Below are 18542 nucleotides of genomic sequence, written 5' to 3' on the forward strand. Positions count from 1 at the left end.
CGGCTCCTACCGCCTCGCGTCCCGGATCTCGCCGGCCTTCCTGACGACGTCGGCGACATGGCCGATCTCCTCGGCATAGTCGCGGGAGGCCTGTTCCAGGAAGCGGAACTGCGCCTCCATCAGGCCCTTGATGTCGCCGAGCGGCAGGGACGCCACGAACTCCGCCTGCGCCTTCATCCGGCGCTGCGCGAAGTCCATCATCTCCTGCGTGACCTGCGAGGCCATCTCGCCGAGCATCAGGTTGGCGGTGAACGGGGTTTCGGTCAGCGCCGCCAGTCCCTGCGGCTGCGGCGTCGTCGTGTCGATGCGGCTCATGCGCTTACCCTCCTCGTTGCTTGTGGGAGAGGTGCTACGCCCCGATCGTATGCAATTTCAATCTGGCCAATTTGCCGCCACGCTGCGGCGCGGCTGCAACGCCTTGCCGTTCCTGGAAAGTCTACCGCGCCGGCGCCTCGCCGCACCGGTTGCGCAACCGTCCGGCATCGGCAATGGCCATCGCGACCAGGATCTCGTCGGGCCGCGGCGCATCCGCCAGGCTGACTGTCACCGCGTCGAAATGCGGAAAGCTCCAGGGATCGTCCTTGTGGCCGAGCGGGATGTCGAGCGTCGCGCCGGCATGGCCCACCTTCACCACCGAACCGATCACCGCCTGCCCGCCGCCGACGGCCGCCCGCATCGGCTTGCCGAGGCGCGGGTGCACGCAGGCCCCGCCATGCTCCACCTCGCCGGCGACGCCGACCAGCGCGGCCTTGCCGTAGGACACCGCGGGCCCGTTCAGCAGCTCGACCAGCTTCGGCATCAGCCGTTCGCCGAGCGCCGCCCCGGCCTCGAACAGGGCCGTGAGGTCGCCGGCCATCGGCTTGCCCGCGAAGGGGTTGCGGATCACGGCGATGCCGACGGCCTTGACAACGGGCCGGTCCGGCCGGCTGCCGAGTTCCTCGAAGGTCTCCTCGCGCCAGGTGAGGATCTTGCGGACATGCATGCGACTGTTCTCCTCCGCCCCCACATCACGCGCGTTGAACCGCGGCATCAAGGGATTGCGTTGGGCATTCCCGCGTGAGGCAGGGCAGGGTGACGGGCATGGGATACCTCCTCTACGGCGACCGGGGCTCCGGCTCGGCCATGGTCGAGATGGCGCTGGCCGAGGCCGGGCAGCCCGTCGACCTGCGCGAGGTGCCGCTGGAAGGCGACCACCAGCTGCGCGCGGCCTATCTCGCCATCAACCCGATGGGGCGGCTGCCCACGCTGGTCCTGCCCGACGGCACGGTGATGACCGAGAGCCTGGCGATCCTGCTGACCATCGCCGACCGCCATCCCGATGCGGCGCTGCTGCCGCCGGCAGGTTCGACGGAGCGCGCGCTCGCGCTGCGCTGGATGACGCTGCTCGCGGCCGAGTTCTACCCGCATGTCACGCGCTGGGACTATCCCGACCGCTTCGGCCCGAAGGACGCGGCGCCGGCGATCCGCGAGCGTGCGGAGGCGCTCGGCCATGACGTGCTGCGCGTGATCGAGGATCATGCGGGGCTGCGCAGCGGCGACGCGCCCTTCCTGCTCGGCGCGCGCTTCTCGGTGGCCGACATCCCCGTCGCCGTGATGTCGCGCTGGATGGGCGGCCGCGCCTGGACGCCCGCCAACCTGCCGCGCGTCGAGGCGCTCGCCCAGGCCGTCGCGCGCCGTCCCGCGATCGCGCCGATCTGGGAACGTCACGGGCTGGCGGCGAAGCGTTAGACCGCCTCCGGCAGGTCGCGCCCTGTCCAGAGCGCGCAGAGCAGCCTCTCCGCCCGTTCGGCGCCTATCGTCGGCACGGCCAGCTCCCGGAACTTCGCCGACAACTCGGCGTCGGTCAGCGGCATGTCCGGATCGCCCTTCCGCGTGGGCTGGTGGCGCTCCAGCACGCGCCCGTCCTTCAGCCGCACCGTGACGTTGGCCGCCCGCACCTGCGGATAGGCGTCCGCCAGCGCGGGATCGAGCGACACCGTCACGCGCGCCATCAGCCCCCGGATCGCGGGATCACGCAGCTTCTGCGGCGAGAACGCCTCGATCCGCACGCCGCCCAGCACCAGCAGCGCCGCCGCGCAGTATTGCAGGGAAAAGCGCGCCTCCTGCTCGGTCTCCGCGACCGCCCGATCGCAGATTTCCTTGGTCGGCCCGTAGCCCCCGACATGGATCGCCTCGACGTCGCCGGGCCCGAAGCCGTGCTCCGTGCGCAGCGCCGAAAGCCCGTCGAGCCCGGCGAAGATATGCCCGCAGCAGCCGTGGTTCTTGACGGTGATCGCCGCGATCGCGTGCTCCTCGCCGAGCCCCGCCAGCGCCTTGTCCCACTTGCCGCGGTCCTCGCTTGTCGCGGCCGCGAAGCCCACGGGCCCGTCCAGCACATCCAGCGCCCCCGTCACGCCCGACGCCGCCGCGATCGCCGCCAGCGCGCCCGCTTCCGCCGCGTGGCCGGCATGCAGCGGCTTGCTCATCCCCGCACCCCGGAAGGCCTGCTGCAGCCCGCCTGCCATCGTGGCCGCCGTCGCGATCGCATGCGCGATCCGTTCCGCATCCGACCCCAGCACCACGGAGACTGCCGCCGCCGCGCCGAAGGTCCCGACCGTGCCCGTGGTGTGCCAGTAGCGGTAGTGGCTGGGCTGCACCGCGACGCCGATCCGGCATCCCACCTCGTAGCCCGCGATCACCGCGCGCAGCAGCGTCGCCATGTCGGCACCCCGCGCCTGCGCCGCCGCCAGCGCCGGCGGGATGGTCGGGCAGCCCGGGTGGTAGCCGCTGTCGCGGTGGATGTCATCGAATTCCGGCGCGTGGCTCGCCGTGGCGTTGAGCAGCGCCGCGCGCCGCACCGACCCGCGCAGGCCATCGACATAGCAGACCGCCCCGCGCCCCTTCGGCGCGCCTTCCTCCAGCGCCGCCGCCATCAGGCTCGCCGGCGGCATCGCGGCGCCGGCCAGCAGCGCCGCGAACCAGTCCACCAGCGCGCGCCTGGCGTGCCGTTCCAGATCCGGCGGGATCGGCCGGTCGCGCCATCCCGCGGCGTGCTCGGCCAGGCGTTGCAAGGGGGTCATAGCCAGCGAGACTACCACCGTCTGGCCGCGCCCGCCCATTCCGCCATAATGCGCGCCACACGCAGGAGACGTCCGACCTTGGCCTCGACCGAGCTGCCCCACGCCACGCGCTTCACCCCCGTCCGCCCGCCCGCCGGCGCGCCCCCCGTGCGCATCAATCTCTATTCCGACACCCAGACCCGCCCGACCCCGGCGATGAAGGACGCGATGATGCGCGCCGAGGTCGGCGACGAGCAGCATGGCGACGATCCCACGGTGCATGCGCTCTGCGACCGCATGGCGGCCCTGATGGGCAAGGAAGCCGCGGTCTTCATGCCGTCCGGCACCATGTGCAACGTCGCGGCGACGCTGACGCATTGCCGCCCCGGCGAGGAGATCATTGCGCACGAGACCGCGCATATCCTGACCAGCGAGGGCGGCGCGCATGCCGCGCTCGGCGGCTTCCAGATCCTGCCGCTGAAGGGCGCGCGTGGCATGTACGGCCCCGACGAGCTCCGCGCCCATATCCGCGGCAAGTCCCGCCACACGCCGACCCAGCGTCTGGTGGAGGTCGAGCAGACCGCCAACATCGGCGGCGGCGCGGTCTGGCCGAAGCACGTCCTGGATGAGATCGCCGGCATCGCCAAGCAGCACGGCCTGGCGACCCATATGGACGGCGCGCGGCTGATGAATGCCTGCGTCGCCGCCGGCATCCCCGCTTCCGAGATGGCTGCCGGCTTCGACAGCGTCTGGCTCGACTTCACCAAGGGCCTCGGCGCGCCGCTCGGCGCGGTGCTCTGCGGCAGCGCCGATTTCATCGACGAGGCCTGGCGCTGGAAGCAGCGGCTCGGCGGCGCGATGCGCCAGGCCGGTGTCTGCGCGGCGGGCTGCCTTCATGCGCTCGACCACCACATTGACCGGCTCGCCGAGGACCACGCCAATGCGAAGGCGCTCGCGCGCGGCCTTGCGCAGATGCCGGGGATGAAGGTCGAGGATCCCGACACCAACCTCGTCTTCTTCGATCCATCCGGCACCGGCGTCGGTGCGATGGAACTGGTGAACCGCGCGCGGATGGAAGGCGTGCAGCTCAGCATGCTGGGCGGTCGCATCCGCGCCTGTACGCATCTCGACGTCACCTCCGGCATGATCGAGGAGGCGCTCCAGGTGCTGCGCGCCGCCGTCGCAAGGGGGTGATGGCCGCGCCGCGCCGTGCTTGCGCACGGCGATTCACGGCGTGGCATGCCCAACTGCGGTGCGCGCGCTCAAGCCGATCGCGGGCTAGCGCGGCGCCCGGGCCAGGAAGGCCGCGCGTTCAGCATCCTTCTCGATATGCCGTGCGAGACGCTGCCAGATGATGTCGATGCTGGCGCCGTCGGCGGCCGCGCGCTTGACCAGCGTGCCGGCCAGCGGACCGATATAGGGCAGCAGCGCCCGCCTTACGGCGTCCAGCGCCGCCGCATCCACGGGAGGCGGGGGCCCGGCCGGCGTCGCCATGGTGGCCACCACAGGATCCATCGGCGAACCCGCCCGCGATGGGGTTGCGGCCGCCACGCCGGCGACGCCGCGCGTCACCTCGGCCAGGAAGCGGGCGCGGTCCGTGGCGGACTGGATGGTGGAAGCGACATGTTCGACCAACTCCTCCCTCGAGCGCGCCTGGCGCAGCGCATCGCGCAACACCGCCCCCGCGACCGGCCCGATATAGGCCGCGAGGTGGCGCTCCAGCGCGCGGATCGCGCCGTCGTCGATCCGCCCGCCCGCCGCGTGCGGCGATGCCTGCACCGTCGTCGCATCCGCCGCCGGTCCCGGCGCGGCCGGCGCAATGGAGGCGCGCAGCGCCCTGGCCATCGCCTCGGCGGATGGGAAGCGCGTCTCGGCGCGCTTGGCGAGCGCGCGATGCAGCACCGCGGCGAGAGCCGGGAAACCCTGGAGCAGTTCCGGCGGCAGCGGGGGCGGCTCGGCGTCCACGACGCGGCGCACCACCTCCACGATGGAGCCGCCGGCGAAGGCGCGGAGGCCCGACAGCATCTCGTACAGCACCGCGCCGGCCGAGAAGAGGTCACTGCGACCATCGACCTCGTTGCCCAGGCACTGCTCCGGCGACATGTAGCTCGGCGTGCCGATCATGTCGCCGACACGGGTCAGTTCCGACCCGCCGAGCCGCGCGATGCCGAAATCCACGATCTTCGCGACGAGGTCGGGCGTCAGCAGGATGTTCGACGGCTTGATGTCCCGGTGCACGATCCCCGCGGCATGCGCCGCCGACAGCCCGTCCAGCACCTGGCCCATCACGTGCACGGCTTCCGCCGGGCCGAAGCGCCGCCCGCCCGCGATCTCGGCGGCCAGGCTGTTCCCCGCCACGAACTCCATGGCCAGGAAGGGCTGGCCGTCATGCAGCCCGAAATCGTGCACCATTGCGATGTTCGGATGTGGGCAGCGGGAGGAGGCGCGCGCCTCCCGCTGGAAGCGCGCGACGTATTCCGCGCCGTCGGCGCCCTGCAGCAGGTCCTTCGCGATCAGCTTGATGGCGAGCCGCCGGTCCAGGTCGGGGTCATGGGCGCGCAGGATCACGCCCATCGCGCCGCCGCCGATCTGCGCCTCGACGACGTAGCGTCCGATCCGTTCGGGCAGCGCCATCATGACGATCCCGTGCCTGAAGGGCTCACGCGTCCAGCAGCTTCATCGCATTGGCAAGGCTGCGCCGCATGAGGTTGAACGACCGCGCGAGCGAGGCGATCTCGTCGCGGCCCGCCGCGGTGAATTCGGGCTCGGAGAAATCGCCGGCCGCGATCTTCTCGGCCGAGGCCGTCATCCCGCGGATCGGCTTGATGACGACGACATGCAGCAGCACGTTCATCAGGACGAGCATCGCCAGGAAGACGGCGCCGAGGCTGATCAGCAGCGCCTCGAGCTGCTGCGCCGCTCGTCCCAGCGGCAGGCTCATCGGCACCGAGACGATCTGGGCCCCGATCACCTCGCCCATGTGCCAGCCGAACCCGTTGTTCGGGCCATAGAGTTCCACCATCGGTACCGGCGCGGCCGCGGGCGTCGAATGGCAGGTCAGGCAGGCCTCGTTGGTGATACGGAAAGGGCGGGAGAAGGTCAGCACCGGGCCGTTCGGCGTCTGCCTCTCCCCGATATGCTCGCGCGCGGCCGTGTCGCGCCGGAAGAAGCTGATGATGTCGGCCTCCCAATCCGTCGCCCGGTCGGCGGGGTTGGTCGGGTTCAGCGCCGCTTCCTTGTAGTCGTAGTCCGGGAAGTTCCGCTGCAGCGTGCGGACAACCTGCTGAGCCGCCCAGGACGGCACCGTGTGCGGCAGGAAGCGCTGCGCGCTCTGCTCGGCGAGCAGCGGCTCGATCTCGGCCGCGGTGTAGCCGCGAACGGAGGTGGCCTGCTGCATCAGCAGCGACGCCTCATGCAGGACCTGGGCGCGCGCCGTCGCCTCGGCGATGCCGCGGGAGAACCAGGCCGCGGCGGCGAGACCCACGGTGAAGGCGATGATCATGACCAGGTTGAACTTCAGCCAAAGTCGCATCTCGGCTCCTTCCGCCCCCAAGGCTCCCGACGGCCCGCGGCCGGCCCGCCAGGCAGCGACGCCAGGCGCCAATCGTCATGCGGCGCACGCCGCCACCGCACGCGGCTAGGGCTGCACCAGGCGGCTCGCCTGGGCAGCGGTCAGCGTGCCCGTCATCTCCGTCCCGAGTTCGAACTGGTAGCGCCGGATGGCAGCGCGGGTGTTCGGCCCGAAGACGCCATCGGCCTGCCCGCTGTAGTAGCCGAGCCGGGCGAGCGCCTGCTGCACGCGGCGGCGGTCGCCTTCGGTCATGGCGGGCTCGTCGGGCATGGTGATCGCGACCGCGGCGGGGACGGGCGCAGGTGCTGGCGCCGGGGCGTCGACCGGGGGTGCCGCTGCGGGCGGCGGGGCTGGCGCTGCGACGACCGGCGGCGGCGGTGGTTCGCCGGCCAGGAAGCCCGGGTTCGCCGGCACGGCGAAGCTCACCAGCGTGCCCGGCGGCAAGGTTCCGCGCAGCGAGGCCATGGCCTCGCCCAGCCTGACCTGCGGTCCCGACAGCGCGGCTTCCAGCGCGGCGGCGAGCGGCGTGCCGTCGCTGCGGGGTTCGTCGAGCGCGGCGGCGAAGCCGATGCCGCCGGCGGCGGCCGCCTCCGCCACCGGCCTCAGCGCGGTCGCCAGCGGTGCCGCGGCCGGCCGGGAGGGGACGAAGCCATCCAGCACGACAAGCCCCAGCGCGGCTTGAGCGCGGATCATCGCCTCCGGAATGCCGCGGGCCACGATTCCCTGCGTGACCGCATCGGCCTCCCGCTCCATCGTCGCCGAGGCCGGCAGCAGGAAGGCGCGGTCGCCGAGGCTCGCCATCTGCCCGCAGACATAGGCGACCCCGACGGCACCCGGCGAGTCGCGCAGCTCTCGGGCGAAGCCGGCGATGGCGACATCGGCCGCGCCGCGTCCGACGTTCAGCCGCTCGGTCACCCTGAATCCCACGCGGCGCAGCGCGGCGGAGACCTGGCGCGCGGCCGGTGCGCAGCCCGGCACGGCGGCCACGCGGCTGCCCTCGGCATAGGTCGCGTTGCCGATGACGAGCGCGACGCGGGCGGGCTGCGCGGTCGCGGCGACGGGCAAGGCCAGCGCCATCGCCGCCGCGCCCATGATCGCCTTGCGCCGCAGCCCCATCGTCACCGTCCCCGGTCACCGGGCCCAGGTTAGCGCCGCCGGACGTCGCGGCACAGTGCGCTTCGGCACTGTTTCATCGCCCCGGCCGCGGCGCCGCCCTATGCGCCGAGCCTTGCCAGCATCCTCGCATGGCTCCGCGTGCCGCCGAGCAGGCAGCGCATCTCGAACTTCTCGTTCGGGCTGTGCACCTGGTCGTCCTCCAGGCCGAAGCCCATCAGCACGGTGTCGAGGCCGAGGATCTCCTTGAGCTGCGACACCACGGGGATCGAGCCGCCGCAGCCGATCATCGCGGGCGGCACGCCGTATTCGTCGGCCAGTGCGGCCTGCGCCGCCCGGATGAAGCGGCTGTCCGTCGGGACCTCGATGCCCTCGCTGGTGCCGAAGACCGTGAAGGACGCCTGGCAATCCGCGGGCAGGCGCTCCCGCACGAAGGCCTCGAAACAGCCCACGATGCGCTGCGGGTCCTGGCCGGGGACGAGGCGGAAGGAGACCTTCGCATGGGCCTCCGACGCGATGACGGTCTTGCTGCCCGCGCCGGTATAGCCGCCCCACATGCCCGTGATGTCGGCCGTCGGCCGCGCCCAGAGCCTCTCCAGCGCGCCGCGATCCTTCTCGCCGACCGGGATCGAAAGCCCGATGTCGCGGAGGTAGTCGTGCTCGCTGAAGTCGAGCGCCTGCCAGGCCGCGCGCTGCGCCGGCGTCGCTTCCTTCACGTCGTCGTAGAAGCCGGGCAGGCGGATGCGTCCGTTCGCGTCGTGCAGGTCGCCCATGATGGAGGCCAGCAGGTTCACCGCGTTCCGCGCGCTGCCGCCATACATGCCGGAATGCAGGTCGCGGCTGGACGCCTTGATGTCCACCTGCAGGTGGGTGTTGCCGCGGAGCTGCGTGGTGATCGCGGGGGTCGCGATGTTCCACATGCCGGTGTCGCTGATCACGGCGACATCGGCCTTCAGCTCCTCGCGATGCGCCCTGAGGAAGGCCGGCAGGGATTGCGAGCCCACTTCCTCCTCGCCCTCGATCACCGCGACGACGGGGCAGGGCGGGCCGCCGGCGACCTTGCACCAGGCGCGCATCGCCTCGATCCAGGTCATGGAGTTGCCCTTGTCGTCCACCGCGCCGCGCGCGACCACGCGCTTCCCATGCGGCCCCTCCACCAGCACGGGCTCGAAAGGCGGGCTGGCCCAGAGCTCGAAGGGGTCGGCGGGCTGCACGTCGTAATGGCCGTAGTAGAGCAGCCGCGGCGCGTCCGCATTGGTGCCGGGATGCGTCGCGACCACGACGGGATGCCGCGGCGTCTGGCGCAGGCTGGCCGTGAATCCCATCGAGGCCAGGTCGTCGCGGATCCATTCCGCCGCGGCGACGCAATCCGCGGCGTGCTGCGGCTGGGCGGAGATCGAGGGGATGCGCAGCCATTCCATCAGCCGCGCCACGGCCTTGTCGTGGTCGGCGTCGATGGCGGCGAGCAGCGTGTCGAGGGTCATGGCGTTCACTCCGAAAGCGCTTGGCGAATCACCGCGCTGAAAGCGCGAGGCGGATCATCCCGAAGGCCGCGTCCACCGTGGCGGCGCGGATGGCGGTGCGGTCGCCGGGGAAGACGTGGCGCTCGACCTCGGTGACCGCGCCGCGCCGGGCGCAGCCGATGAAGACGAGGCCGACGGGCTTGGCCGCGCTGCCGCCGCCCGGTCCCGCGATGCCAGTGCAGGATACCGCGATGTCGGCGCCGGCGTCGGCAAGCGCGCCCTGTGCCATCTGCCGCGCCACGGGCTCGCTGACCGCGCCACGTGCCTCGAACAGTGCGGGGGGCACGCCGACCATCCGCGTCTTGGCGGCGTTGGAATAGGTGACGTAGCCCGCGAGAAGCGTCGCCGAGGATCCCGGGATCGCCGTCAGCGCCGCGCTGATCAGCCCGCCGGTGCAGCTCTCCGCGGTCGCGAGCGTCAGGCCTCGTTCCTGCAGCGCGGCGAGCAGCGCGGCGGCCTCGTCCAGCGTCTTCTGCGTCAGCATCACGCGAGGATCCCCGGGAAGAAGCGGCCGATGGCCAGCAGCAGCGCGGCGCCGATCGCGCCGGCCAGGATGTCGTCCAGCATCACGCCGAGCGTGCCAGCCTGCGCATCCGCCCAGGAAACCGGCCAGGGCTTGGCGATGTCGAGCGCGCGGAAGATCACGAAGCCGAGGATCACGCCGAGCCAGGACGGATGCGGCAGCGCGGCCAGCACCAGCAGCATCCCCGCGCCCTCGTCGGCCACGAACCAGCCGGGATCCTCCTCCGCCGTCAGCACGCGCGGCCCCGCCCAGAAGCCCGCGACGGTGACGGCGCCCGCCAGCACCAGGCAGGGCAGGGGGCCCAGCAGGGCCAGGGGCAGCACCACCGCCGATCCCCAGGTGCCGGGCGCCGGCCGGATCAGCCCCGCCCCGCCCAGCGTCGCGACCCACTTCGCCGGCGTCACGGGACGGCGTCGAGGAAGCGGTCGAGCAGCGGCACGACGGCCCTCTCCTCCAGCGAGGGACAATGCCCGCAGCCCGGCACCTCCACGAAGGCCATGTCGGGCCGCGCCCGCCGCATCGCGGCCGCCGTCTCCGCCGAGAGCAGTTCCGACACCCCGCCGCGGACCAGCATCACCGGCGCATGGGCGAGCGCCCGGAACGGCCCCCAGAGGTCCGGCGCCGCATTGCCGCGCAGCGCCTCCGCGATGCGGATGTCCCAGCGCGGCCGCCATGTGCCGTGGTCGTCCGGCGCATAGGTGCCCGCGGCGAAGCGCCGCCAGCCTTCCTCGTCATGGCTCAGCGGCGGCAACGTCGCCTTGAGATGCGCGACGCAGGCCTCGAGGCCCGGCAGCGCGGGATCGCGACCCACGAAGTTCTGCACGTGATCGAGCCCGGCCGGCTCCAGCGCCGGCCCGATGTCGTTCAGCACCGCGCCGGCGATGCAGGACGGGCGCAGCACCGCCGTGACCATGGTCAGGATGCCGCCGAAGCTCGTGCCCACGAAGACCGCGCGCGGCGCGTGGAGCGCGGCCATCGCGTCCAGCACGTCGTTCACGGACTGGAAGATGCCGTAGCGCGCGATGCCGTCGGGCCGCGCGCTGTCGCCATGCCCTGCATGGTCCAGCGCGATGACCCGCCGCTTGCCGGCGTGCCTGGCCGCGAGCCGCTCGAAATCGCCGCTGCCGCGTGTCAGCCCGGAGAGGCACAGGATCGGCGTGCGATGCTCCGGCCCGTCATACTCGACCGCGGCGAGTTCGAGCCCGTCCCGCGCGTGGAAGCGATGGCGCCGCGGCGTCACTTCCGCCCTTCCAGGTAGCGATCGAGCGGATTGGGCTGGTCCGCCGTCGCGGGGTTGCGGGCGCGATAGACCACGGTGTTCTCCACCACGCGCTGGACGTAGTTGCGGGTCTCGGCGAAGGGGATCAGCTCGATCCATTCGCGGATGTCCGGCCCGTTCGGCGCGCGCGGGTCGCCATAGGTCACCAGCCACTCGTCCACGCGCCCTGCGCCGGCGTTGTAGGCCGCGGCCGCCAGCGGCAGCGCGCCGTCGTAGCGGGCCAGCCGGTCCTGGATATAGGCCGAGCCGAGCCGGATATTGTGCGCGGCGTCGGTCGTCAGCATCGCCGTGTTGTGCGGGACGTTGAGCCGCCGCGCCACGGCCTGCGCGGTTGTCGGCAGCAGCTGCATCGGGCCCCGCGCATTGGCCGACGAGATCGCGCCGAGGTCGAAATTGCTTTCCTGCCGCGTGATCGCGTTGACGATCGCCGCCTCCGCCCCGTCGGGCGGCGTGGCATAGGGCGTGGGCCACCCGTCCTCGAGCAGGATGATCCCGTCCACCCCCGACCGGCGCGCGATCCAGACGGCGTGGTCGGGCCGCCCGATCAGCACCGCGAGCCGTGCGATCAGCCAGCGATCGGCCGCGTCGGGCGAGACATCCTCCATCCGCAGCAGGAACAGCCGCGCGCGGTCGGACTGGCCGAGATCCGCCAGCGTCACCACCGCCCGCGCCAGCTCCCGCCCGCCGAAGGCGCGCGCGCGATCCTCGGGCGGGGTCGGCAGCGCGGTGGCGTTGATCCGCGCGGCGAGCTGCGCCGGGCTCTCGCCGAGCGCGCGGCTGGCGAGCTGGCCGTAATAGGCGACGGGCAAGGCCGCGGCCTCGTTCCATTTCGCGCGGGCCTCGTTCTCCCGCCCCAGAACATACAGCGCGACGCCGTCCCAATAGGCGCTGCGCGCGCGGGTGATGACGGAGGTGCTGCCCTCCGCGACGCGGGCGAAGTGCCGCTGCGCGCCGGCGGCATCGTCCAGCCGCCGCAGCGCGATCAGCCCTGCGAGGAACTCCGCCTCCTGCCGCGCCTCGCCCGCTTCGGTCACGCCGTGATTGGCCGCCACGCGATAGGCCGTGCGGGCATCCAGCTGGCGCAGCAGCTTGCGCGCGAGGATCTGCCGCTCCGCCCAGATCGCGCGCTGCGCCTCGGGCGAGAGGTCGCGCTGCAGCGGCTCGGCCTGCGCCCAGGCGGCGGCAGCCTCGGCGTCGCGGTCGCGCCGGCGCAGCAGGCGGGCCTGCTCGTACCAGACGCCGATGTCCCGATAGGCGGCGACGCCCTCGATGTCGCGCTCCCCGCGCAGGTTGAGCCGCGCATTGGCCGCGTTCTGCCGCCGCGCATCGAGCCGCGGCGAGACGCGGGCGGCGGCGGCGACCTGGCCGTCCCACATCAGCCGATCGAAGCGTCGGAAATGGTCGTCGGCGGCCAGCACCGGCGCGTTGCGGTCGGCGAAGGCGGCCTCGGCGGCCGGGTCGGACGTCGCGCCGCCGCGCCAGGCTTCCCGCAGCACCGGCGTGGCGTCGCGACCGCGCCCGGCGCGGTTCAGCGCATCGGCGTAGCGCTGGGCGGCGTCCAGGCCGCGCGGCGCGATCCGGCCGAAATGGCGCAGCACCAGCGCGTCGTCGGGCTCGCCGGCCAGCGCTTCCTCGGCGCGGCGGGCGACGGTCTCGGGCAGCGGCCAGTCCGGGTTCGCCTCCAGCCAGGCCGCGATCTCGGCGCCGGTTGCCGGCGAGCCGCGGCTCTGCACCCGGATCCAGGTGACGAGCTTGCGCGCCATCGGGTCGGCGCCGGCGGCGAGCGCCTCGGCATCGGCGAAGCGGTTGGCCTGGGCGGCCGCGAGCGCCTGGCGCCCGGCCTCGCGCTCCGCCCGGCTGGCCCAGGGCTGCGCGGCGGCGGGTGTCGCGAGGCTCAGCAGGAGCAGGGCGACCAGACGCAGCTTGCTCATCCACACGATCCGTTGTTGCTTGGCGCAGCAGGATCGCGGCCCAGGGGTTCATGAACCAGGGCCGGCCGATCCCCCGCCGGTAGGAAGCTGGAGCAGGGCGGTGCGTGCCATAGTTGTGGGCTTTCCGAAAGCGGGCACGACCACCCTGCAGGAAGCACTGACCCGCTCCGGCCTGCGCTGCGCGCATTGGGTCCATGGGGACAAGCCGGTCGGGCAGCTCGTCTATGACGGCTGGTTCGAGCGCGACGACCCCTTCGCCTACCTCCGGGACCTCGACGTGCTGACGCAGATGGATATCTGCGTGCCGGCCTGGGGGGCGAACTACTGGCCCAATCTCGACATCGCGCTGCTGCTGGCGATCCGCCGCAAACACCCGGACTGCCTCTTCATCCTGAACGCCCGCCCGCCGCAGCAGATCGCGGACAGCATCATGCGCTGGCCCGGCCTGCCGCAGCGCCTGGCCGGCGTCGCCATCACCGGCCTGCCGCGGGGCCGCGGGGCGCGGCCCCGGGACCTGCGCCGCTGGGTCGCCGCCCACTACGCGGCGATGCGCCAGGTCTTCGCCGGCGATCCGCGCTTCCTCGACCTCGATATCGCCAGCCCCGAGGCGCCGGCGCGACTCGGCGCCGCGCTCGGCATCGAGATCGCCTGGTGGGGCCGCGCCAACGCCAATCCGCCGCCCGAGGCGGCCTGAAGGTTGCCCCGCCGCGCCGCCGGGCCTAGGTATCGCGGTCCTACACGGCCAGGGGTTAGAACATGTTCCGGGGATCGCTGGTGGCGCTCGTCACGCCCATGCAGGCCAATGGCGACCTGGACCTCAAGGCCTTCGTCGACTTCGTGGACTGGCAGATCGCCGAGGGCACGCAGGGCCTGATCCCCGTCGGCACCACGGGCGAAAGCCCGACGCTGAGCCACGAGGAACACCACGAGGTGGTCGAGCACTGCGTCGCCGCTGCGAAGGGCCGCGTGCCCGTCATCGCCGGCACCGGCAGCAACTCCACGTCCGAGGCGATCGCGCTGACGAAGCACGCAAAGCGCGCCGGCGCCGATGCCGCGCTGGTCGTAACACCCTACTATAACAAGCCGACGCAGGAGGGCCTCTATCGCCACTTCATGGCGATCGCGGATGCCGCCGACTTGCCGATCATCATCTACAACATCCCGCCCCGCAGCGTCATTGATATGACGGTCGAGACGATGGCGCGGCTCGCGAAGCACCCGAACATCGTCGGCGTGAAGGACGCGACGGCGAACCTGGCGCGCCCGATCCACACGCGCCTCGCCTGCGGTCCCGATTTCTGCCAGCTCTCGGGCGAGGATCACACCGCGGTCGCGTATCTCGCGGCCGGCGGGCATGGCTGCATCAGCGTCACCGCCAACATCGCCCCGCGGCTCTGCCGGCAGATGCACGACGCCTGGGCAGGCGGCAACCCGCAGGAGGCGATCGCCATCCAGGACCGCCTGGTGCCGGTGCACGACGCCATGTTCTGCGAGACCTCGCCCGGCCCGGTGAAGTTCGGCGCCAACCTGCTCGGGAAGGTCCCGACGGATTTCTGCCGCCTGCCCATGGCGCCCGTCGCGGAGTCCACCAGGGCCCGCGTCCGCGAAGCGATGACGGGCGCCGGGCTGCTGAACTGAGCGGCGGAACGGGATGGCGGAACCCCGCAAGAAGGGCCTGATCAGCCACGGCATCGCCTCGCAGAACCGCAAGGCGCGCTTCGACTACAAGATCGGCGACACGATCGAGGCCGGGCTGATGCTCGTTGGACCGGAGGTGAAGTCGCTGCGCGCGGGCCGCGCCACGCTGTCCGAGGCCTGGGCCGGCGAGCGCGACGGCGAGATGTGGCTGTTCAACTGCTACATCCCGGAGTGGCAGGCCGGCAGCTTCATGGCCCGCTTCGAGCCGCGGCGCCCGCGCAAGCTGCTGCTGCACAAGAAGCAGGTGACGGAGTTGATCGGCGCCATCACGCGCGAAGGCGTCACCGTCGTGCCGATGGACATCCACTTCAACGACCGCGGCGTCGCCAAGGTCACGCTGGGCGTGGCCGAGGGCAAGAAGAAGCACGACAAGCGCGCCGCCATCGCCGCCCGCGACTGGCAGCGCGACAAGGCCCGGCTGATGCGGGACAAGGGGTAGGACCCCTACCGCGGCACCGCGCGCTGGAGCACCGGGTCGATCGAGATCGTCCGTGCGCCGTCGCCGAACACGGATGACAGGCCCGGCAGGCCCGTCACCAGCGGCCAGGCTAGCAGGATCACCGCGACGCCCACCGCCGCGAAGAGCAGGTCGCGCTGGCGCATGCGCCGCCTCCCACCGTTGCGACACCGATCCTGCCACGGAGGGGCGCCAACTGCGCGCCCCTCGCGCCGATGTGCAGAGCCGAACGCCGGGATGCGGCGCGCGGCGCGTCGTCAGGCTAAGCGTCGGCCCGCAACGCCGCCGCCAGCCCGGCATCCACCGCGGGGTTGTCGGTGACGACCTGCGGGCAGCGGCGGCAGGCCGCGGCCCCTTCCTCCTGCCACCAGCGGCAATCCCGCCTGATGCCGCAGCGCGGCAGGTCCGAGGCCGCCTCGGGCAGCAGCGCGACGACCTTGCGCACCAGACCGCAGCGCCGACCGTCGAAGTGGTGGCAGGCGCGCTCCTGGCAGGTGGCGGCGAAGCGGAACACCTCGGTCGGCTCGACGGGAGCGGCCAGCGCGAGGAGATCCGGCGTCACAGGCATCGGCCCGGTGTAGCCGATCGCCGGCGCTTCCGCCGTGCCCGCCGCCACGCCGATCAGCCTGGCGTCCGGCCAGTCGGGCGGCGCGCTCGGGCAGAGCGGGCCAGGCGCCCTCACCCCGCGCGTTCCCGGAGCCCGCCGAGCTGCTGGATATCAATCGGCCCGACCCGGCCGCCGACGCGTATATTGAAGTCCACGGTGTAGCCCGCGGCCACCAGGTCGCGGAAGTTGATGCCGCCGGCGGAGACCTTGCGGGCGTCCATGGCGCGCAGCACGCCATGCGTCGCCTGCTCGACGATGTCGTCGATCCCGATCTTCATCCCTTCCTGTGCCATGCTCCGACCCTCCGGGTTGCCGCGTCGGTCCGGCAGGTCCGCACGGCGTGTGCAGCCTAGGCACGGCACAACCCTCGGTGAGGTGAACTCCGCGTGAAGGCGGAACGGCCGGGCTTGCGGCGCCGAGCCGCGTTCCCCTTGCATCCGCCCGCCTCGCCTGCACGTATGCCCGGAAGAGGAGGCCCCATGGCCGAGGACGAGGTCCCGCTGACCGGCAAGGTCAAGGACAAGCTGATCGAGGCGAAGGAAGGCTGGGCGCGCGAGGGCCGGCTGCTGACCGGCACGCATGGCGACCCGCTGGCCGACCGGCTGCCGCCGGGCCAGCGCCTGGTGCGCGACTTTCCCGTCCTCGACCTCGGGGTCCAGCCCGACGTGAACCCCGGGAACTGGCGCCTGCGGATCGAGGGCCTGGTCGCCGCGCCGGTCCGCCTCACGCTGGAGGAGTTCATGGCCCTCCCCCAGGAGGAGCGGGTGAACGACATCCACTGCGTCACCCAGTGGTCGCGCTACGACAACACCTGGCGGGGCGTCCCGGTGGCGGCGCTGCTGGCGATGGCGCGCCCGAAGGACGAGGCGCGCTTCGTCGCGCTGAGCAGCTACGACGGCTACACCACCAACCTGGCGCTGGACGACTTCGCCCGCGACGAGAACCTGTTTGCCCATGCCTGGGCGGGCGCGCCGCTGGAGCGCCAGCATGGCGGCCCGGTGCGGCTGGTCGTGCCGCATCTCTATTTCTGGAAGTCGCCGAAATGGGTGACGCGGATCGAATTGCTGCGGGAGGACCGGCCGGGCTTCTGGGAGGTCCGCGGCTACCACAATCGCGGCGACCCCTGGATGGAGGAGCGCTATGGTTGACCTGTCGCGGCGTGCGCTGCTCGGTGCGCCGCTGATGATGGCTGCTGCGCCCACGCCGGCCCAGACCGTCTTCGACCTCAGCCTGCCCGCGCTGGAGGGCGGGACGCTCGCGCTCGCCGAGTTCCGCGACCGCGTGCTGCTGGTGGTGAACACAGCCAGCTTCTGCGGCTACACGCCCCAATATGCCGGGCTGCAGAAGCTGCACGACCGCTTCGAGGCGCGCGGCTTCGCGGTGATCGGCGTGCCCTCCAACGACTTCAACCAGGAAAGCACCGACAGCCGCGCCGTGCGGCAGTTCTGCGACGCGATGTACGGGATCACCTTCCCGCTTTCCGCGGTCTCCGCGGTGCGCGGGCCGAACGCGAACCCGCTGCACGCCTTCCTCGCCGCGCGCGCCGGCGGCCCGCCGCGCTGGAACTTCCACAAATACCTCATCGGCCGCGACGGGCGTTCTGTCCGCGCCTTTCCTACCCAGACCGAGCCCGACGCCCCGGTCCTGACCCGTGCCATCGAGGCCGCGCTGGCCGGACGGCCCATGGCCTGACGGCTGCAAGGCGGGGTGACGGGCACCATCATGGCGGCGGCCCTCAAATTTGCCGCCTGAGTTGCCGCTTGCTGCCGGCCACGGGACCGGCATATTATCCTATATGACCGACGACGACCGATCCGCCCCCGACCCGACCCGACCGACACGGCATTCCGGGTCGGATTGCGGCGGGGTTGCGGGTCCATTGGAATTTGTCCGACGCGAGGGCCCGTTGAGGGCTAAAAGACTAAAATCCCAAAACCCTAAAATCGGCTCAAGCCTGGGCGGCGTGGCTCTTCGCGATCGGGGCGATGAACTGCGGCTCGGTGTCCCAGGGGAACAGGATCCAGGTGTCCTGGCTCACCTCGGTGATGAAGGTGTCCACCGTCGGCTTGCCCGCGGGCTTCGCATAGACGGTCGCGAAATGCGCCCTCGGCAGCAGCGCGCGCACCACCTTCGCGGTGGTGCCGGTGTCCACGAGATCGTCCACGATCAGCCAACCCTCGCCCTGGCTTTCGAGCGCGGCGCCCGGCGGCTTCACGACCTGGGGCTGGCCCCGCTTTTCCTCGTCGTAGGTGACGATGGAGACCGTCTCGATCAGGCGGCATTCCAGCTCGCGCGAGATGATGGCGCAGGGGATCAGCCCACCGCGGGTAATCGCGACCATGCCCTTCCACGGGCCCTTCTCCACCAGCCGCCAGGCCAGCGCCTTGGCGTCGCGGTGCAGCTGGTCCCAGGTCACGGTGTAGTAGCGGATGGCCATCCCCGCGCTTCCCCCTCAGAACATCTTCCCGCCATCGGGGACCTTGAGGTCCGGGCGGATCAGCACCACCGCCCCGTTCTCGTCCGGGACGCCGAGCACCAGGATCTGGCTCTCGAAGCCGGCGATGCGGCGGGGCGGGAAATTGACGACGGCGAGCACCTGGCGGCCGATGAGCCGGTCCGGCGTGTAGTGGATGGTGAGCTGGGCCGAGGACTGGCGGGTGCCGATCTCGCCGCCGAAATCCACCCAGAGCTTGATGGCGGGCTTGCGCGCCTCGGGGAAAGGCTGAGCGTCCACGACGGTGCCGGCGCGGATGTCGACCTGCTCGAAGTCGGCATAGGCGATCTGGTCCATGTCGCGTCCTA

At 72.1% G+C, this 18542-nt stretch carries 23 protein-coding genes; 7 read left to right on the forward strand and 16 right to left on the reverse strand.

Features of this window, described 5'->3' with window-relative positions; genetic code table 11:
• Positions 1-6 precede the first annotated feature (6 nt).
• Together ACLF3M_RS07625 and ACLF3M_RS07630 are read right to left on the reverse strand one after the other, a co-directional pair.
• Complete coding sequence (locus tag ACLF3M_RS07625) at positions 7-315, reverse strand: hypothetical protein (RefSeq protein WP_430656289.1); 309 nt, start codon at positions 313-315, stop codon at positions 7-9.
• A gap of 121 nt (positions 316-436) precedes the next feature.
• On the reverse strand, positions 437-982 hold the full coding sequence (locus ACLF3M_RS07630) for an amino acid synthesis family protein (protein ID WP_430656290.1): 546 nt from the start codon (positions 980-982) through the stop codon (positions 437-439).
• Positions 983-1056: 74 nt separating this feature from the next.
• On the opposite strand from ACLF3M_RS07630, the gene ACLF3M_RS07635 reads away from it, so the two are divergent.
• The gene (locus ACLF3M_RS07635; protein ID WP_430656292.1) at positions 1057-1728 is read left to right on the forward strand and encodes a glutathione S-transferase family protein; all 672 of its coding nucleotides are present in this window, start codon (positions 1057-1059) and stop codon (positions 1726-1728) included.
• On the opposite strand, the gene ACLF3M_RS07640 is transcribed toward ACLF3M_RS07635, so the two are convergent.
• On the reverse strand, positions 1725-3059 hold the full coding sequence (locus tag ACLF3M_RS07640; RefSeq protein ID WP_430656293.1) for an MmgE/PrpD family protein: 1335 nt from the start codon (positions 3057-3059) through the stop codon (positions 1725-1727). The genes ACLF3M_RS07635 and ACLF3M_RS07640 overlap by 4 nt on opposite strands.
• A gap of 78 nt (positions 3060-3137) precedes the next feature.
• Between ACLF3M_RS07640 and ACLF3M_RS07645 the strand changes: the two genes are divergently transcribed.
• Entirely contained in the window at positions 3138-4232 is a 1095-nt protein-coding gene (locus ACLF3M_RS07645; RefSeq protein WP_430656294.1) for a threonine aldolase family protein, read from the forward strand.
• 84 nt (positions 4233-4316) lie between these two features.
• Here the strand turns inward: ACLF3M_RS07645 and ACLF3M_RS07650 are convergent, their stop codons facing one another.
• The 8 genes from ACLF3M_RS07650 to ACLF3M_RS07685 form a co-directional block, all read right to left on the reverse strand.
• Positions 4317-5675: a serine/threonine-protein kinase gene (locus ACLF3M_RS07650; protein WP_430656295.1), complete on the reverse strand. Its 1359-nt coding sequence runs from the start codon at positions 5673-5675 to the stop codon at positions 4317-4319.
• Between the two features lie 22 nt (positions 5676-5697).
• Complete coding sequence (locus ACLF3M_RS07655; protein ID WP_430656296.1) at positions 5698-6570, reverse strand: c-type heme family protein; 873 nt, start codon at positions 6568-6570, stop codon at positions 5698-5700.
• Between the two features lie 105 nt (positions 6571-6675).
• On the reverse strand, positions 6676-7725 hold the full coding sequence (locus ACLF3M_RS07660; protein WP_430656297.1) for a peptidoglycan-binding protein: 1050 nt from the start codon (positions 7723-7725) through the stop codon (positions 6676-6678).
• A 98-nt stretch (positions 7726-7823) separates the two neighbouring features.
• Positions 7824-9206: a M20/M25/M40 family metallo-hydrolase gene (locus ACLF3M_RS07665; RefSeq protein ID WP_430656298.1), complete on the reverse strand. Its 1383-nt coding sequence runs from the start codon at positions 9204-9206 to the stop codon at positions 7824-7826.
• A 28-nt stretch (positions 9207-9234) separates the two neighbouring features.
• A complete protein-coding gene (locus tag ACLF3M_RS07670) occupies positions 9235-9729 on the reverse strand; it encodes a CinA family protein (RefSeq protein WP_430656300.1) in 495 nt (164 codons plus the stop codon).
• Positions 9729-10172, reverse strand: coding sequence for a phosphatidylglycerophosphatase A family protein (locus ACLF3M_RS07675; protein WP_430656301.1), 444 nt, complete (start codon positions 10170-10172; stop codon positions 9729-9731). The genes ACLF3M_RS07670 and ACLF3M_RS07675 overlap by 1 nt, the downstream gene beginning before the upstream one ends.
• A complete protein-coding gene (locus ACLF3M_RS07680; protein ID WP_430656302.1) occupies positions 10169-11008 on the reverse strand; it encodes an alpha/beta fold hydrolase in 840 nt (279 codons plus the stop codon). The genes ACLF3M_RS07675 and ACLF3M_RS07680 overlap by 4 nt, the downstream gene beginning before the upstream one ends.
• The gene (locus ACLF3M_RS07685; protein WP_430656303.1) at positions 11005-12978 is read right to left on the reverse strand and encodes a transglycosylase SLT domain-containing protein; all 1974 of its coding nucleotides are present in this window, start codon (positions 12976-12978) and stop codon (positions 11005-11007) included. The genes ACLF3M_RS07680 and ACLF3M_RS07685 overlap by 4 nt, the downstream gene beginning before the upstream one ends.
• A 100-nt stretch (positions 12979-13078) precedes the next feature.
• Between ACLF3M_RS07685 and ACLF3M_RS07690 the strand changes: the two genes are divergently transcribed.
• The 3 genes from ACLF3M_RS07690 to smpB all read left to right on the forward strand — a co-directional run bounded on the left by ACLF3M_RS07690 (position 13079) and on the right by smpB (position 15115).
• Positions 13079-13672 carry a sulfotransferase gene (locus ACLF3M_RS07690; protein ID WP_430656304.1) on the forward strand — a complete coding sequence of 198 codons (594 nt, stop codon included), beginning with the start codon at positions 13079-13081 and terminating at the stop codon, positions 13670-13672.
• Between the two features lie 62 nt (positions 13673-13734).
• Positions 13735-14616, forward strand: coding sequence for a 4-hydroxy-tetrahydrodipicolinate synthase (dapA, locus tag ACLF3M_RS07695; protein ID WP_430656305.1), 882 nt, complete (start codon positions 13735-13737; stop codon positions 14614-14616).
• Between the two features lie 13 nt (positions 14617-14629).
• A complete protein-coding gene (gene smpB / locus ACLF3M_RS07700; RefSeq protein ID WP_430656306.1) occupies positions 14630-15115 on the forward strand; it encodes an SsrA-binding protein SmpB in 486 nt (161 codons plus the stop codon).
• 5 nt (positions 15116-15120) lie between these two features.
• Here the strand turns inward: smpB and ACLF3M_RS07705 are convergent, their stop codons facing one another.
• The 3 genes from ACLF3M_RS07705 to ACLF3M_RS07715 form a co-directional block, all read right to left on the reverse strand.
• Positions 15121-15279, reverse strand: a complete 159-nt coding sequence (locus tag ACLF3M_RS07705; RefSeq protein ID WP_430656307.1) for a hypothetical protein — start codon at positions 15277-15279, stop codon at positions 15121-15123.
• 116 nt (positions 15280-15395) lie between these two features.
• Positions 15396-15815 carry a hypothetical protein gene (locus ACLF3M_RS07710; RefSeq protein ID WP_430656308.1) on the reverse strand — a complete coding sequence of 140 codons (420 nt, stop codon included), beginning with the start codon at positions 15813-15815 and terminating at the stop codon, positions 15396-15398.
• Positions 15812-16033, reverse strand: coding sequence for a hypothetical protein (locus ACLF3M_RS07715; RefSeq protein WP_430656309.1), 222 nt, complete (start codon positions 16031-16033; stop codon positions 15812-15814). The genes ACLF3M_RS07710 and ACLF3M_RS07715 overlap by 4 nt, the downstream gene beginning before the upstream one ends.
• 186 nt (positions 16034-16219) lie before the next feature.
• On the opposite strand from ACLF3M_RS07715, the gene ACLF3M_RS07720 reads away from it, so the two are divergent.
• Both ACLF3M_RS07720 and ACLF3M_RS07725 read left to right on the forward strand, forming a co-directional pair.
• Positions 16220-16888 (forward strand): sulfite oxidase-like oxidoreductase, encoded by a 669-nt coding sequence (locus ACLF3M_RS07720; RefSeq protein WP_430656310.1) that lies wholly within the window; start codon positions 16220-16222, stop codon positions 16886-16888.
• Positions 16881-17432, forward strand: a complete 552-nt coding sequence (locus tag ACLF3M_RS07725; protein ID WP_430656311.1) for a glutathione peroxidase — start codon at positions 16881-16883, stop codon at positions 17430-17432. The genes ACLF3M_RS07720 and ACLF3M_RS07725 overlap by 8 nt, the downstream gene beginning before the upstream one ends.
• Before the next feature lie 256 nt (positions 17433-17688).
• On the opposite strand, the gene gpt is transcribed toward ACLF3M_RS07725, so the two are convergent.
• On the reverse strand, positions 17689-18177 hold the full coding sequence (gpt, locus tag ACLF3M_RS07730) for a xanthine phosphoribosyltransferase (RefSeq protein ID WP_430656312.1): 489 nt from the start codon (positions 18175-18177) through the stop codon (positions 17689-17691).
• A gap of 15 nt (positions 18178-18192) precedes the next feature.
• Positions 18193-18531 (reverse strand): tRNA-binding protein, encoded by a 339-nt coding sequence (locus ACLF3M_RS07735; RefSeq protein ID WP_430656313.1) that lies wholly within the window; start codon positions 18529-18531, stop codon positions 18193-18195.
• Between the last annotated feature and the right edge of the window lie 11 nt (positions 18532-18542).

Source organism: Falsiroseomonas sp. HW251, assembly GCF_050563545.1.
In the GTDB taxonomy this organism is placed as follows: domain Bacteria; phylum Pseudomonadota; class Alphaproteobacteria; order Acetobacterales; family Acetobacteraceae; genus Falsiroseomonas.